This window comes from Yinghuangia aomiensis (genome assembly GCF_039542225.1).
GTDB classification, from domain to species: domain Bacteria; phylum Actinomycetota; class Actinomycetes; order Streptomycetales; family Streptomycetaceae; genus Yinghuangia; species Yinghuangia aomiensis.
Window position 1 is genome coordinate 199,778 of the sequence record NZ_BAABHS010000013.1, and the last position, 15,349, is coordinate 215,126.

Below are 15,349 nucleotides of genomic sequence, written 5' to 3' on the forward strand. Positions count from 1 at the left end.
CACATCCATAGGAGCGCGTTGGCCTGCCCATACATGTCGTAAACGCCGTTGACTACACGCGTAAGCTGTCGATGCTTTTGCGCAGGCCCCTTGTCCCCGGCCCGTGCATTTCCGTCCTTCTGTCCGTCCGCGAGCGCGTGGAGTCCCCGTGCTGTCCCCGTACCGCCGCATTTTCGAAGCCCCGGGAACGGCGGCGTTCGCCGGGGCGGGCTTCGTGTCGCGCATCCCGCTGTCGATGACCGGCATCGGCATCGTGACGATGCTCTCCCAGATGCGCGGCTCCTACCGGCTCGCCGGTGCCGTCACCGCGATCATGATGGTGTCCGGCGCGGCCCTCAGCCCGCAGGTGTCGCGGCTCGTCGACCGCTTCGGGCAGCGCCGCGTCGCCCTGCCGGCCACCGCGATCACGGTCGCCGCGCTGGCCGCCCTGCTCCTCCTGGCCCGGCTGGACGCCCCGGACTGGACGCTGTTCCTCGCCGTCGTGCCGCTCGGCTGCCAGCCGACCTTCGGCTCGATGGTGCGCGCCCGGTGGCGGCACATCTACCGGGCGGACCCGCAGCGCCTGCACACCGCCTACTCGTTCGAATCGGTCGTCGACGAACTGTGCTTCATCGCGGGTCCGATCCTGGCCGTCGGCCTGTCCACCGCGCTCTTCCCGGAGGCCGGCGTGCTGGTCTCCGCGATGTTCCTGGCCGTCGGCGCCGTGCTGTTCTGCGCGCAGCGCACCACCGAGCCCCCGGTCGGGCCCGACGACGGGGAGAAGCGCCCGTCGGCGATCCGCTCGCCGGGCCTGCGCGTGCTGATGCTCACGTTCGCCGCGACCGGCGCGATCTTCGGCGCCGTCGACGTGGTCACCGTCGCGTTCGCCGAGGAGCAGGGCCACAAGGCGCTCGCCAGCGTGGTGCTGGCCGTGTACGCGCTCGGCTCGTGCATCGCGGGCATCGTGTTCGGCCTGGTCAAGCCGCGCGGCCGGGCGTCGAGCCGGTTCCTCGTCGGGGTCGTCGTGATGGCCGCCAGCATGGTGCCGCTGGTCTTCGTCACCAACCTGTGGTGGGTCGCCGGGGCGCTGTTCCTGGCCGGCCTGTCCGTCGCGCCCACGCTGGTCACCACGATGTCGCTGGTCGAGCAGTTCGTGCCGGACGGCCAGCTCACCGAAGGCATGTCGTGGACGATGACCGGCATGGCGCTCGGCGTCGCGGCGGGCTCCTCGATCGGCGGCGCCGTCGTGGACGCGCACGGAGCGGAGGCCGGCTACCTGCTGCCGCTCGGCGCCGCGTCGCTGGCCGCCCTGATCGCGCTGTCCGGCACCTACTGGCTGCGCCGGCCGCGCCCGAGCGGCGCCGAAACGCACTTCGGCCCCGACTCTGCGCTGCCGCAGGCCAGGGCCGAGATGAACGAGAGCGGATGACGGGAATCGAACCCGCGTAATCAGTTTGGAAGACTGAGGCTCTACCATTGAGCTACATCCGCACGTAACGCGGCGCACGACCGCAGGCCGTGCGCGTGGTCCACAGAGTACCGGATCCGGCGCGGACCGTGCGGACCGGTTCGTCCGGGGGACGGGGAACCGGCGGTGCAGACTGTTGGCAGACTGTACCGTGGCGTCCTCTAGAATCTTCCGAGCGCCACGGGGCGTAGCGTAGTGGCTAGCGCGCCTGCTTTGGGAGCAGGAGATCGGGAGTTCGAGTCTCCCCGCCCCGACCATGCGTCCAGGTGACGGAAATCTCCCGGAGCACCGCGGTTTCCGACGGTGTGCCAACTCAGTGACGTCCGTTCCACCCGGCCGGATGTACAACCGCCCGCAACAAGGAGACCCAACCGTGAAGAGCGCCGTGGAGACTCTGAACCCCACTCGGGTTCGGCTCACCGTCGAGGTTCCCTCCGAGGAGCTGAAGCCCAGCCTCGACGCGGCGTACAAGAAGATCAGCCAGTCGATCACGGTGCCGGGCTTCCGCAAGGGCAAGATCCCTGCGCGCATCATCGACCAGCGCTTCGGGCGCGAGGCCGTCTTCGCCGAGGCGTTCGACGACATCCTGTCCTCGTCGTACGGCAAGGCCGTCGAGGAGAACGAGCTGCGCGTGCTCGGCCAGCCCGAGGTGACCGAGGTCACCCAGGTGGACGAACTCTCGGCCGGCTCCGACCTGAAGTTCACCGCCGAGGTCGACACCCGTCCGACCATCGAGGTCCCGGAGTACGAGGGCATCGAGGTCGCCGTCGACGACCTCGCGGTCACCGACGAGGACATCGACGGCCAGATCGACCAGCTGCGCGACCGCTTCGGTTCGCTCAAGGTCGTCGAGCGCGCCGCCGAGAAGGACGACACCGTGGTGATCGACCTCGAGGCGAAGGTCGACGGCGAGGTCCTCGAGGACGGCGTCGCCTCCGGCCTGTCGTACGTGGTCGGCAGCGAGACCATGCTGGACGGCCTGGACGAGGCCGTGACCGGCCTCTCCGCCTCGGAGTCGACGACCTTCGCGAGCGAGCTGAAGGGCGGCACCGGCGAGGGCCAGACCGCGGACGTGACGGTCACCGTCACCTCCGTCAAGGTCAAGGAACTCCCCGAGCTGGACGACGACTTCGCGCAGCTGGCCAGCGAGTTCGACACGCTGGACGAGCTGAAGGCGGACATCCGCGGCCGGCTCGAGCACACCAAGGCGCACGACCAGATCAACGACGGTCGCGACAAGGTGCTCGAGAAGCTCCTGGAGACCGTCGAGATCCCGCTGCCGGAGAAGGTCGTCGAGGACGAGATCCAGCAGCGCAAGGACCAGATGAACCAGCAGCTCTCCATGATGGGCGTGGACCTGGAGAAGTGGCTGGAGATCCAGGGCCAGACCGCCGAGGCGTACAACTCGGAGCTGGAGGACAGCGTCCGCAAGGGCATGCGCGTCCAGTTCCTGCTGGACGAGGTCGTCAAGAAGGAGCAGCTCTCCGTCAACCAGGAAGAGCTGACGCAGCACCTGATCGCCCGGGCCCAGCAGTCCGGCATGAGCCCCGACCAGTTCGCCCAGCAGGTCATGCAGGCCGGCTACGTGCCGGTGCTGGTCGGCGAGGTCGCGCGCGGCAAGGCGCTCGACCTGATCGCGGGTGCCGCCAAGGCCACCGACGCCTCGGGCAACGAGGTCGACCTGGGCAAGGACCTGCACGCGGACGACGAGGGCCACGAGCACCACGACCACTGAGCGGGACCCGGTGCGGTGACCCGCTGAACTGACACAGCATCCGGTCACCGCGCGGGCACTCCGCCCACGCCGTGCGACAAGGGCCCGGCCGCCGAACGAGCGGCCGGGCCCTTGCGCGCACTTGCCGGGAAGCCGCGGAGAAGTGCCGCGGAAGTCCCCGGGAACTCCCGGAAAAATCGACACGGATGCGCTCTGGGCGAACACCCCTGAGTCGGGGATGGTCCCGGCGGATCAGCGCGTTAGGGTCGCTGTACGAGGGGGACCCCACAGGTCGGGCCGGGCCGCGAAGTCCGGGCGGCACGCGAAGTGGTGGTCCCGCAAGGTCGACTTCAGGACGGCTCGGGTTGCCGTCGGAAACGAGCAGGTGGATACGTGACGAATCCGCAGATCGTGACTCCGGGACTCGCGGTGCCCGCCATGCGCGCACCCCAGGGCGGTATGGGGCTCGACGACCAGGTCTACAACCGGCTCCTGCGTGAGCGGATCATCTTCCTCGGCGCCCAGGTGGACGACCAGATCGCCAACGCGATCTCGGCTCAGCTGCTGCTCCTCAACGCGGAAGACCCCGAGAAGGACATCTCGCTGTACATCAACTCGCCGGGCGGCTCCGTCACGGCGGGCATGGCGATCTACGACACGATGCAGTTCATCGCGAACGACGTGCAGACCGTCGCCATGGGCCTGGCCGCCTCGATGGGCCAGTTCCTGCTGACGGCGGGCGCGCCCGGCAAGCGCATTGCGCTGGCCAACACCGAGATCCTCATGCACCAGCCGTCCGCCGGCCTCGGCGGTGCGGCGTCGGACATCCGCATCCAGGCCGCGCAGCTCCTGCGCCTCAAGAAGCGCATGGCGGAGCTGATCGCCGAGCACTCGGGCCGGACGTTCGACGAGATCGAGCGCGACTCCGACCGCGACCGCTGGTTCACCGCGGAAGAGGCCAAGGAATACGGCCTGGTGGACCACGTCGTGACCAGCGCCCGCCAGATTCCGACCAACGGCAGCGCGAGCTGATCCGACGGGCCCGACCCGCCGCAGAGCATCCGCAGCAGCAGTCCCGGAGGATCCTTCCATGACCGACCTGTCGTTCCCCAACCCGCGGCCCGACGGCCAGGCGCTGTTCGGGCGCCCGGAGAGCCGCTACCTCATCCCGCAGTTCGAAGAGCGCACCTCGCAGGGCTACAAGCGGTACGACCCGTACAGCAAGCTCTTCGAAGAGCGCATCATCTTCCTCGGCACGCAGATCGACGACACGTCGGCCAACGACGTGATGGCGCAGCTGCTGACGCTCGAGTCGATGGACCCGGACCGGGACATCTCGATCTACATCAACTCGCCCGGCGGCTCGTTCACCTCGCTGACCGCCATCTACGACACGATGCAGTTCGTGCGCCCCGACATCCAGACGGTGTGCATGGGCCAGGCGGCCTCCGCGGCGGCCGTGCTGCTCGCGGCCGGCACGCCGGGCAAGCGAATGGCGCTGCCGAACTCCCGCATTCTCATCCACCAGCCGTACAGTGAAACTGGGCGCGCGCAGGTGAGCGACCTGGAGATCCAGGCCAACGAGATCATGCGGATGCGCTCACTGCTGGAAGAGATGCTCAGCAAGCACAGCAACCGTCCGATCGAGCAGGTCCGGGACGACATCGAGCGCGACAAGATCCTCACCGCCGAAGAGGCGCTGTCCTACGGCCTCATCGACGAGATCACCGCGCCGCGGAAGTCTCCCCGGTCGGCCGGATGACACACCGCATCGGCCGGTCGGGAGTCCTGTTCCGCGACCGGCCGATGGGCCCTCTTCCGGCGGCTGCCCCGGCGCGAGGAGGCCTTCGGCCCTGAATTGCCCCCTCGAAAGCACCCTTGAGGGGCGAAAAGCCGGGGACGCGCTATTGCGGCGGGGTACCGTCGAAAGACCAGGCACCAGGTCCGGTTCTATCCGGGGCCCAGGCGAAGGAGATGCACCTCGTGGCACGCATCGGTGACGGTGGCGATCTGCTCAAGTGCTCGTTCTGCGGGAAGAGCCAGAAGCAGGTGAAGAAGCTCATTGCCGGTCCGGGTGTGTACATCTGCGACGAGTGCATCGACCTGTGCAACGAAATCATCGAGGAGGAGCTGTCCGAGTCCTCCGAGCTGAAGTTCGAAGAGCTTCCCAAGCCGCGTGAGATCTGCGAGTTCCTCGACGGCTACGTGGTGGGCCAGGACGTGGCCAAGAAGGCCCTGTCCGTCGCGGTCTACAACCACTACAAGCGCGTCCAGGCCGGCGACGGCGCGAAGGGCGACGGCGTCGAGCTGGCCAAGTCCAACATCCTGCTGCTCGGCCCGACCGGCTGCGGCAAGACGCTGCTCGCCCAGACGCTCGCCCGCATGCTGAACGTGCCGTTCGCGATCGCCGACGCCACCGCCCTCACCGAGGCCGGGTATGTCGGCGAGGACGTCGAGAACATCCTGCTCAAGCTGATCCAGGCCGCCGACTACGACGTCAAGAAGGCCGAGACCGGGATCATCTACATCGACGAGGTCGACAAGATCGCCCGCAAGAGCGAGAACCCGTCGATCACCCGGGACGTCTCCGGCGAAGGCGTCCAGCAGGCGCTGCTGAAGATCCTGGAAGGCACCACGGCGAGCGTCCCGCCGCAGGGCGGCCGCAAGCACCCGCACCAGGAGTTCATCCAGATCGACACGACGAACGTGCTGTTCATCGTGGGCGGTGCCTTCGCGGGCCTGGAGCGCCTCATCGAGGGCCGGGTCGGCAAGAAGGGCATCGGGTTCGGCGCGCAGATCCGCTCCAAGCGCGACATCGACACGAGCGACCCGTTCGGCGACGTCATGCCGGAGGACCTGCTCAAGTACGGCATGATCCCCGAGTTCATCGGCCGTCTGCCGGTGCTGACCTCGGTGCACAACCTGGACCGCGAAGCGCTCATCCAGATCCTCACCGAGCCGAAGAACGCGCTCGTGAAGCAGTACCGGCGCCTGCTCGAACTCGACGGCGTCGAGTTGGACTTCGAGATGGAGGCGCTGGAGGCCATCGCCGACCAGGCGATCCTGCGCGGCACCGGCGCGCGCGGCCTGCGGGCGATCATGGAGGAAGTCCTCCAGTCGGTGATGTACGAGGTGCCGTCCCGCAAGGACATCGCCCGCGTGGTCATCACCCACGACGTCGTCCTCAAGCACGTGAACCCGACGCTGGTCCCGCGGGACATCGTCAAGCGCGAGCGGCGCGACAAGAGCGCCTGAGCGGCGGCGGCCCCGCGCCGCGCCGCGGCCCACGGCAGCGAGAAAGCGGCCCCACCCCCCCCGGAACGGGGAGCGGGGCCGCTTCGTCGTTCGCGGATGCTCAGGGGGTCTGGCCGAGGTAGATCTTGTCCACGACGGTCGCGGACTCCGCGGCCGACACCGGGCTCAGGAGGTAGACGAGCCGGTTGTCGTCACCCCACAGGCAGGACGTCGAGTCGTCGGTGAGCCAGCAGCGCAGCAGGCCGGGGTGGCTCCAGGTCACCGGCATCTCCGTGGCACCGGCCGACGACGGGACGAACGTCCGGACGTAGTCGGACGGGACGGTGGAGCGCTTGGTCGCCGTGGTTGCCGCGTAGGGCTGCGAGTCGTTCGCGCTGGTGCCGTAGATCCGGGTGGACACGCCGGAGAAATTGGGGCTGAAGACGCCGTTCACCTTGGTGACGGCGTCGGCGATGTCGCCGGTCTCGGTCAGCCGCGGCTTGCCCTTGATCGAGGCGGGCAGGGCCAGTGCCGCGGTGGGCGCCGCCGAGGTCGGGGCCGCCGTCGTCGCCGGAGCCGAGGTCGCCGGAGCGGAGGTCGCCGGGGCCGACGTGGGCGGCTCCGTGGGGTCGTCCTCGGTGGGCGTGATCGTCTGCTTGTCGCTCGTGGCGCTCGGTGTCGGCGAGCCGGTCGACGACGCGCTGCCGCTTTTGCCGTCGTCCTTGAGGGCGAACACCAGCACCACGGCGACGATCACCACGACGACCGCCCCCACGGCCCCCACGATGATCCCGGTCTTCTTCGGCCGCGGCGGCTGCGGCGGGAACCCGGCGTTCGTCGGGCCCACCGGGTAGCCGGGCGGCGGTGCGCCGAAGCCGGCCACCGGGTGCGCGGGCATCGTCGCGTCGTACGCACCGCCCTGCGGCGGACCCGCCGGGTAGCCGCCCCCCGCGGCCGGCCCGCCCGGGTAGCCCGCCGGTGGCGGACCGCCGCCCGGAGTGCCGGGCCGGCCTGGGTAACCGTTGTCGCTCATCGTCGTCGCGGCGCGTGATGGGTACGCGCCGCCCCTCCCCTCGCTTGCTCGGACGCCGAGCGCGCGAAGTCCGTTCCACGGCCCGTCCCGACGGGGCGGGCCGGGAACGGGCGGGTGTCAGGAGGCCTGGCCGAGGTAGATCTTCTCCAGCACGGCGACGGTGCCGGAGATGCTCTTGGGGCTGCTGACGTAGAGCATGTGCCGACTGTCGCCCCACAGGCACACGGAGGCTCCGCCGCTCGTCCAGCAGCGGAGCGTGCCCGGACGCGTCCAGGTCGCGGTCTGCTCGGTGGCGGCGGCCTTGGGCACGAACGTCGTGACGAAGTCGGACGGCACGGTGGTGCGCTTGGTCCCGATCGTCACCATCATGGCCTGCGGGTCGCTCACCTGGCCGTAGACCTTGGTCGCCACGTCGTCGAAGTCCTGGCCGAAGATGGTGGTGACCTGCGCGACCTGCGGCGGGACGTCGGCGTCGGCCAGCGGCGACTTGCCGTTGAGGGTGCCGGGCAGGGCGAGCTGCTCCGGCGGCCGGGCCGTGGGGGAGGCGGAGGTCGGCGGCGCGCTGGGGGACTTCGTCGGCGTGGCCGACCCGCCCTTGTCGTCGTCCTTCAGGGCGAACACGAGCACGACGGCCACGATCGCGACCACCAGCACGCCGACGATCGCGACGATGACCGGTGTGCGCTTGCCGCGGTTCGGGGGCGGCGGGTAGCCGGGGCCGCCCGGACCCGCGGGGTAGCCGGGCGGCGGGGAGCCGAAGCCGCCGGGAGACCCGGGGCCGGGATTCCCGTATCCGCCGCCGGGCGGGGGAGGGCTGCCGTATCCGCCGCCCGGAGGCGGGCCCGCGGGGTAGCCGCCGACCGGTCCGCCCGGGTACCCGGAGTGCGGCGGCCCGCCGCCGGGGGGACCGGACCAACCCGGGTATCCGCCGTCGCCAGTGCTCATCGTCGCTGCGGCGCGGACTGGGACCGCGCCGCCCCTCCTCTCGCGTGCGTCGGGCTCCGCTCACGCGGAGCCCGTTCGTGGCCGTGCTGCCCCCGCCGTCCCCCCATGCCTGCGTGCTCATGGTGCCGTCTGCGCCCCGCGACGTGTACGGCGGGTCAGCGGCCGCGGTCCAGGGCCGCGCGCATCTGCCGGGTCAATGCCGCGAGTTCGGCGACGGTGCCGACGCCGTCCGCGTCGGGCAGGGCGAGGACCGAGCCGGCGGTGTGCGCGTCCGCCCACACGCACAGATCGAGTGCGGTGTGCTGCTCGGGATACGTCACCGGCAGGCACTGCAGCGCGCCGCCGCCCGGTCCGGGGTCCTGGACGGCCGCCTGCGCGCGGTCGGCGGAGACGCCGGCTTCGCCGAGTCCGGCGTAGAAGCGGTCGAGCTTGTCGGCAGCCGCGCCGGCCTGCTTGTCGGCGGCGAGCACCACGAGGACGTCGGCGCGGTCGGTGCCAGGGCGGCCGTAGCGTGCCGCGCTGCCGCGTCCGTCCATGCGGGCGTCGGCCTGCCGCACGGCGTCGTCGGGGTCGAGGCGAACCAGGCCCGCGGCGGCGGCGGGCAGGCCCGGTTCCGGGGCGTCGTCACCGGTCAGCGCGCCGATTGCGGCGATGACGGCGAAAACGACCCCGAAGCCCGCGGCAATCGCGACAACGGTGCGCACGCGGGCACGCTATCGGCCAAACGGCGCATTCCTCCACAGGGAAGTCCCGCACGCGCGGCGAATACCAGTGCACACACAGCGAAGCCCCCCGCGGAGACACCGCGGGAGGCTTCGAGGGGTCGCACGGAGACAGGGCAGCAGCCGAGCCCACGCGTTGCGCGTCACTTCTCCAGGTCGGCGCGCATCGTCACGAGCTTCTTGGCCGCGTCGTCCGCGGACAGCTTGTCGAAGTAGGCGACGACGGTCGTGTTCTTGTCCGCCCACGCGCAGATCGCGGCGGGGTAGGCGTCCTGCGCGGCCATGCACTGGAGGGTGCCGCCGAGCGGGCCCGCCGGGTAGTCGAGCATCGACACGCCCTCCGGCACGCTGCCGCCGTCGGCGTTCACGTGGTCGATCATGCCGCGGATCATGTGCTCCATCCGCTTGCCGTCCATGGCGGTGAGGCCGTCGACGCCTTCGATCAGCACCTCGCGCTGCCCGGTCGGCGACTTGCCGTAGGCGACGACCAGCATGTTCATGCCCGGGCCCATGTCGCCCGGGTCGATCGGCACGTCGCTGGGCGCACCCTGCCCGGTGAGCCGCTCGTAGCCGCCGGTGCGGGCGGCCGAGACGAGCACCTTGGCGCCGCCTTGCCCGGACTTCGCGGTCGAGGCGGGCGCCTTGGCCGTGGCCTTGTCCGTCGCGGCGGCGGACGGGACGGCCGGGCTCGGCGCGGCGGAAGCGGCGTCGGATGCGGCGGCCGACGGCGTGGCCTCGACGGTCGCGGTCGGCGACGCCTTGCCGCTCTTCTTGTCGTCGCTCTTTCCGGGCAATTCGCACGCGGTCAGCGACAGCGCCCCGGCGACGGCGGCGGCGAGCAGAGCAGTTCTGAGTACGGGTGTACGCACGGTCGATCCCCCCACGGATACGGAACGGCGGCCGGCGGTGGCGGCGTCCGTCCCCTGGCCCCCCAAGGACCGGCGCCTCCGGCTTCGGTCCCGAACACTAGCGATCCGGGCGGCGGAATCCAGGGCCGGGAGGCTTCGGTGACAGCACGGTGACACGCGTGTGACCGGCCCGCCGAGGCCGATCGCCGCCCGCGCGGTGAACGCGGTGCGAAATCGGGTCGTGCGGGTCCGTAAACTTGCCTTGTGACCGAGACTTCCTCCGCCCCGACTTCGGGGCCCGCAGCCGAAGCCCAGACCCTCTCGTCGCAGTACGCCCCTGCCGAGGTAGAGGCGAAGCTGTACGAGCGGTGGGTAGCCGCGGGCTACTTCGAGGCCCAGGCGAAGAGCGAGAAGCCGGCCTACACCATCGTGATCCCGCCGCCGAACGTCACCGGCCAGCTGCACCTCGGCCACGCGTTCCAGCACACGCTGATGGACGCCCTCACCCGGCGCCGCCGCATGCAGGGCTACGAGGCGCTGTGGCTGCCGGGCATGGACCACGCGGGCATCGCGACGCAGAACGTCGTCGAGCGCGAACTGGCCAAGGAAGGCCTGTCCCGCCACGACCTCGGCCGGGAGGCGTTCGTCGAGCGCGTCTGGCAGTGGAAGGAAGAGTACGGCGGCAAGATCCTCGGCCAGATGCGCCGCCTCGGCGACGGCGTCGACTGGACGCGCGAGCGGTTCACCATGGACGAGGGCCTGTCCCGCGCCGTCCAGACCATCTTCAAGCGCCTGTTCGACGACGGCCTGATCTACCGCGCCGAGCGCATCATCAACTGGTGCCCGCGCTGCCTGACCGCGCTGTCCGACATCGAGGTCGAGCACCAGGACGACGACGGCGAGCTGGTCTCCATCCGCTACGGCAGCGGTGACGAGTCGATCGTCGTCGCCACCACGCGGGCCGAGACGATGCTCGGGGACACCGCGGTCGCCGTCCACCCGGAGGACGAGCGCTACCGCCACCTGGTCGGCACCGCCATCGAACTCCCGCTCACCGGCCGCCGCATCCCGATCGTCGCCGACCCGCACGTCGACCCCGAGTTCGGCACCGGCGCCGTCAAGGTGACGCCCGCGCACGACCCCAACGACTTCGAGATCGGCCGCCGGCACGACCTGCCGAACCTCACCGTCATGGACGAGCGCGGCAACATCACCGTGCACGGCCCGTTCCTCGGCCTCGACCGGTTCGAGGCGCGTTCGGCGATCGTCGCCGCGCTGCGCGCCGAGGGCCGCATCGTCGCCGAGAAGCGCCCCTACTCGCACGCGGTCGGGCACTGCTCGCGGTGCAAGACCACCGTCGAACCGCGCCTGTCGCTGCAGTGGTGGGTCAAGGTCGCGCCGCTGGCCCAGGCGGCCGGCGACGCGGTCCGCGACGGCCGGGTCAAGATCCACCCCGAGGAGATGTCCGGCCGGTACTTCTCCTGGGTCGACAACATGCACGACTGGTGCATCTCGCGCCAGCTGTGGTGGGGCCACCGCATCCCGGTCTGGTACGGCCCGAACGGCGAAACCGTCTGCGTCGGCCCGGACGAGGAGCCGCCGAGCGGCGAGGGCTGGGCCCAGGACGGCGACGTCCTGGACACCTGGTTCTCCTCCGGCCTGTGGCCGTTCTCCACGCTCGGCTGGCCGGACGACACCCCCGACCTGCGCAAGTTCTATCCGACCGACGTCCTGCTGACCGGCCACGACATCATCTTCTTCTGGGTCGCCCGGATGATGATGTTCGGCCTGTACGCGATGGACGGCACCCCGCCGTTCCACACCATCACGCTCACCGGCCTGGTCCGCGACCAGTTCGGCAAGAAGATGTCGAAGTCGTTCGGCAACGTCGTCGACCCCATCGACTGGATGGACAAGTTCGGCACCGACGCCCTGCGCTTCACGCTGGCGCGCGGCGCGAACCCCGGCACCGACGTGCCGATCGGCGAGGACTGGGTCCAGGGCTCGCGGAACTTCGCCAACAAGATCTGGAACGCGACCCGGTTCGCGCTGATGAACGGCGCCACCGTGGAGGGCCCGCTGCCGGCCGCCGAGGAACTCTCCACCGTCGACCGGTGGATCCTGTCCCGGCTGGACGCGACCGTCGCCGAGGTCGACGCGTACTACGAGGACTACCAGTTCGCGAAGCTCAGCGACGCGCTGTTCCACTTCGCGTGGGACGAGGTCTTCGACTGGTACGTCGAACTCTCCAAGATCGCCCTCCAGGCCGGCGGCGCCCAGGCCGCGGCGACCCGGCGCGTCCTGGGCCACGTCCTGGACGTCACGCTCCGTCTGCTGCACCCGATCGTCCCGTTCGTCACCGAGGAGCTGTGGACCACGCTCACCGGCGGCGAGTCGCTCGTCGTGGCCGCCTGGCCGGCCCCCGGCGGGCACCGCGACCCGGCTGCCGAAGCCGAGGTGACGACCCTTCAGCAGGTGGTCACCGAGGTCCGGCGGTTCCGCGGCGACCAAGGCCTCAAGCCCGGCCAGAAGGTCCCCGCCCGGGTCACCCTGGACGGCACCGCGCTCGCCGCGCACGAGGCGGCGATCCGCACGCTGGCCCGCCTCGAACCGGACACCGACGGCTTCACCGCGACCACGTCCTTCCCGATCGCCGGCGCCCTGGTCGAACTCGACCTGTCCGGCGCGATCGACGTCGCCGCGGAACGCCGCCGCCTGGAGAAGGACCGCGCGGCCGCCGAGAAGGTCAAGGACCAGAGCACCAAGAAGCTCGCCAACGAGGGCTTCCTGGCCAAGGCGTCCGCCGAGGTGGTCGCCAAGGTCCGCACCCAGCTGGAGACCGCCGAGGCGGACATCGCCCGCATCGACGGCCAGCTCGCCCGCCTCCCGCAGGCCTGACGGCACCCGGGGCCCGCCGCGGCGGGCCCCGGACCACTCCGACGCCAGCCCCACACGAACCGGTGAAATGCCTGTGACTGACCCCGCCGCCGAGGCTGCGCTCCGCTCCGTCGAAGCCGAACTGGTCGCCCGCTGGCCGGAGACCAAGATCGAGCCGTCGATCGTGCGCGTCGCCGCGCTCATGGACGTGCTCGGCGAACCGCAGCGGTCCTACCCGGTCATCCACATCACCGGCACCAACGGCAAGACCTCGACCGCCCGCATGGTCGAGGCCCTGCTGCGCGCGTTCTCACTGCGCACCGGCCGCTACACCAGCCCGCACGTCGCGTCGATCACCGAGCGGATCAGCCTGGACGGGGAACCGATCAGCGCCGAAGGGTTCGTCGAGACGTACCGGGACATCAAGCCGTTCGTCGAGATCGTCGACGGCTCGCAGCCCATCGCGATGTCGTTCTTCGAAGTCCTCACCGGCATGGCGTTCGCCGCCTTCGCGGACGCCCCGGTGGACGTCGCCGTCGTCGAGGTCGGCATGGGCGGCACCTGGGACGCCACCAACGTCGCCGACGGCACCGTCGCGGTGGTCACCCCGATCTCCGTCGACCACGCCGACAAGCTCGGCGAGACCCCCGGCGAAATCGCCGTCGAGAAGGCCGGCATCGTCAAGCCCGGCGCGCTCGCCGTCCTCGCCCAGCAGCCGCTGGACGCCGCCGAGGTGCTGCTGCGCCGCAGCGTGGAGACCGGCGCGACGGTCGCCCGCGAAGGCATGGAGTTCGGCGTGGCGCGCCGCGACCTCGCGGTCGGCGGGCAGCTCGTCACGCTGCGCGGCCTGGCGGGGGAGTACGCGGACATCTTCCTGCCCCTGCACGGCGCCCACCAGGCGCACAACGCGTCCGTCGCGCTGGCCGCGGTCGAGGCGTTCTTCGGCGTCGGCACCGGGCAGCGCGTCGGCCTCGACCACACCGGCAAGCTCGACATCGACGTGGTGCGCGAGGCGTTCGCCGGCGTCACCTCGCCCGGCCGCCTGGAGATCGTCCGGCGCAGCCCGACCGTCGTGCTGGACGCCGCGCACAACCCGGCGGGCGCGCGCACCGCGGCCGCCGCGGTCGACGAGTCCTTCGACTTCACCCATCTGGTCGGCGTGGTGTCGGTCATGGCCGACAAGGACGTGCGCGGCATCCTGGAGGCGTTCGAGCCGGTGATGGCGGAGATCGTGGTCACCCAGAACACCTTCCCGCGGGCCATGCCGGTCGACGAACTCGCGGCGCTCGCCGTGGAGATCTTCGGCGACGACCGCGTCGAGGTGGTGCCGCGGCTGGACGACGCGATCGACGCCGCGGTCGCGCTGGCCGAGGACGGCGGCGACCTGGGCGGCGCCGCGGTGCTGGTGACCGGTTCGGTCGTCACCGTCGGCGAGGCGCGCGTGCTGCTGACCGGTGAACGGTGACCCGGTCCGGGGCGCCCGTTCGGGCCGCGCGAGAATGGGCTCTGTCATACGGGGCCGAAGCAACGACCGTCGGGGACCGGCGAAGGAGGGGATGACCTGATGCGCGCCCTGTGTTCCACCCATCTCATCGGCGAGGCGGTGGTGATCTGCCTCGGCGCCCTGGTGGCGATGCAGCTGACCGACATCTCGACCGGCACGCTGTGGGCGGTCGCCGGACCGGCGGCGGTGCTGTGCGTCCTGCTGTGCGCGCGGCTGTCCGCGACGTGGGCGGTGCCCGCGGGCTGGGCGCTGCAGATCGCGTTGATCGCGGCCGGGTTCGTGGTCCCGATGATGTTCGTCGTCGGTGTCATCTTCGCCGGGATCTGGTACGCATGTGTGCGCGTGGGACGGACCATCGACGCCGCGAAGGCCGCCCGGGCGTGACCCCCGATAGGCTCGGCACGTTGAGCCGGTGTCACGCACGCAGTGTCCTGCCCGGTGCGCGCCCTGTTTCCGCATGCACTCCGGTCCCCGCACGCCGTTCCGTCCCCGAGCACCGTCCCGAGCATTCCTGAGGAGTACCCCTTTGTCCGAGCGCACGCTTGTCCTCGTCAAGCCGGACGGTGTCCGCCGCGGCCTCATCGGCGAGGTCATCGGCCGAATCGAACGCAAGGGCTACACGCTGGCCGCGCTCGATCTGCGGGTGATGGACCGCGAGACGATCGAGCGGCACTATGCGGAGCACGAGGGCAAGCCGTTCTACCCGAGCCTCGTGGAGTTCATGACGTCCGCGCCGTCGGTCGCGATGATCGTCGAAGGCGACCGCGTCATCGAGGCGTTCCGCACGCTGGCCGGCGCGACCGACCCGGTCAAGGCGGCGCCGGGCACCATCCGCGGCGATCTGGCCACGGTGACCCAGCAGAACATCGTGCACGGGTCCGATTCGCCCGAGTCCGCCGAGCGTGAGATCAAGAACTTCTTCCCGCACCTCGCCTGACGGTCCGTCACTGTCCCTTGCGGGGCTTTGCGGGTTTTTCGTCGGTTTCCCCGCGTGCCGTGTGCGGCTTTCGCGCGGCCTTCCGGGG

Annotated in this window: 13 protein-coding genes and 2 tRNA genes; 10 read left to right on the forward strand and 5 right to left on the reverse strand. The window is 70.8% G+C overall.

The features are described from left to right. Positions 1 to 148 precede the first annotated feature (148 nt). Positions 149 to 1,408, forward strand: coding sequence for an MFS transporter (locus ABEA93_RS19745; protein ID WP_345676942.1), 1,260 nt, complete (start codon positions 149 to 151; stop codon positions 1,406 to 1,408). Here the strand turns inward: ABEA93_RS19745 and ABEA93_RS19750 are convergent. Next, a tRNA-Gly gene (locus ABEA93_RS19750) sits at positions 1,400 to 1,470 on the reverse strand. The two genes, ABEA93_RS19745 and ABEA93_RS19750, sit on opposite strands and share 9 nt — an antisense overlap. Before the next feature lie 158 nt (positions 1,471 to 1,628). On the opposite strand from ABEA93_RS19750, the gene ABEA93_RS19755 reads away from it, so the two are divergent. The 5 genes from ABEA93_RS19755 to clpX all read left to right on the forward strand — a co-directional run bounded on the left by ABEA93_RS19755 (position 1,629) and on the right by clpX (position 6,416). Next, a tRNA-Pro gene (locus ABEA93_RS19755) sits at positions 1,629 to 1,704 on the forward strand. Positions 1,705 to 1,820: 116 nt separating this feature from the next. Then, complete coding sequence (tig, locus tag ABEA93_RS19760) at positions 1,821 to 3,182, forward strand: trigger factor (RefSeq protein WP_345676943.1); 1,362 nt, start codon at positions 1,821 to 1,823, stop codon at positions 3,180 to 3,182. Between the two features lie 372 nt (positions 3,183 to 3,554). Beyond that, a complete protein-coding gene (locus ABEA93_RS19765) occupies positions 3,555 to 4,193 on the forward strand; it encodes an ATP-dependent Clp protease proteolytic subunit (protein ID WP_425585007.1) in 639 nt (212 codons plus the stop codon). Positions 4,194 to 4,251: 58 nt separating this feature from the next. Beyond that, a complete protein-coding gene (locus tag ABEA93_RS19770) occupies positions 4,252 to 4,923 on the forward strand; it encodes an ATP-dependent Clp protease proteolytic subunit (protein WP_345676944.1) in 672 nt (223 codons plus the stop codon). A 221-nt stretch (positions 4,924 to 5,144) separates the two neighbouring features. Beyond that, positions 5,145 to 6,416 carry an ATP-dependent Clp protease ATP-binding subunit ClpX gene (clpX, locus tag ABEA93_RS19775; RefSeq protein ID WP_345676945.1) on the forward strand — a complete coding sequence of 424 codons (1,272 nt, stop codon included), beginning with the start codon at positions 5,145 to 5,147 and terminating at the stop codon, positions 6,414 to 6,416. A 100-nt stretch (positions 6,417 to 6,516) separates the two neighbouring features. On the opposite strand, the gene ABEA93_RS19780 is transcribed toward clpX, so the two are convergent. From ABEA93_RS19780 to ABEA93_RS19795, 4 genes are all read right to left on the reverse strand, one after another. Further along, the gene (locus ABEA93_RS19780; RefSeq protein WP_345676946.1) at positions 6,517 to 7,293 is read right to left on the reverse strand and encodes a hypothetical protein; all 777 of its coding nucleotides are present in this window, start codon (positions 7,291 to 7,293) and stop codon (positions 6,517 to 6,519) included. Positions 7,294 to 7,545: 252 nt separating this feature from the next. Beyond that, entirely contained in the window at positions 7,546 to 8,373 is an 828-nt protein-coding gene (locus ABEA93_RS19785; protein WP_345676947.1) for a hypothetical protein, read from the reverse strand. 155 nt (positions 8,374 to 8,528) lie between these two features. After that, the gene (locus ABEA93_RS19790; RefSeq protein ID WP_345676948.1) at positions 8,529 to 9,077 is read right to left on the reverse strand and encodes a hypothetical protein; all 549 of its coding nucleotides are present in this window, start codon (positions 9,075 to 9,077) and stop codon (positions 8,529 to 8,531) included. 161 nt (positions 9,078 to 9,238) lie between these two features. Beyond that, on the reverse strand, positions 9,239 to 9,964 hold the full coding sequence (locus ABEA93_RS19795) for a hypothetical protein (RefSeq protein ID WP_345676949.1): 726 nt from the start codon (positions 9,962 to 9,964) through the stop codon (positions 9,239 to 9,241). A gap of 243 nt (positions 9,965 to 10,207) precedes the next feature. On the opposite strand from ABEA93_RS19795, the gene ABEA93_RS19800 reads away from it, so the two are divergent. The 4 genes from ABEA93_RS19800 (at position 10,208) to ndk (ending at position 15,261) form a co-directional block, all read left to right on the forward strand. After that, positions 10,208 to 12,841 (forward strand): valine--tRNA ligase, encoded by a 2,634-nt coding sequence (locus ABEA93_RS19800; protein ID WP_345676951.1) that lies wholly within the window; start codon positions 10,208 to 10,210, stop codon positions 12,839 to 12,841. Positions 12,842 to 12,908: 67 nt separating this feature from the next. Further along, positions 12,909 to 14,285 (forward strand): bifunctional tetrahydrofolate synthase/dihydrofolate synthase, encoded by a 1,377-nt coding sequence (gene folC, locus ABEA93_RS19805; RefSeq protein WP_345676952.1) that lies wholly within the window; start codon positions 12,909 to 12,911, stop codon positions 14,283 to 14,285. Positions 14,286 to 14,384: 99 nt separating this feature from the next. Continuing rightward, the gene (locus tag ABEA93_RS19810; RefSeq protein ID WP_345676953.1) at positions 14,385 to 14,708 is read left to right on the forward strand and encodes a DUF4233 domain-containing protein; all 324 of its coding nucleotides are present in this window, start codon (positions 14,385 to 14,387) and stop codon (positions 14,706 to 14,708) included. Between the two features lie 142 nt (positions 14,709 to 14,850). Beyond that, a complete protein-coding gene (ndk, locus tag ABEA93_RS19815; protein ID WP_345676954.1) occupies positions 14,851 to 15,261 on the forward strand; it encodes a nucleoside-diphosphate kinase in 411 nt (136 codons plus the stop codon). Positions 15,262 to 15,349 lie beyond the last annotated feature (88 nt).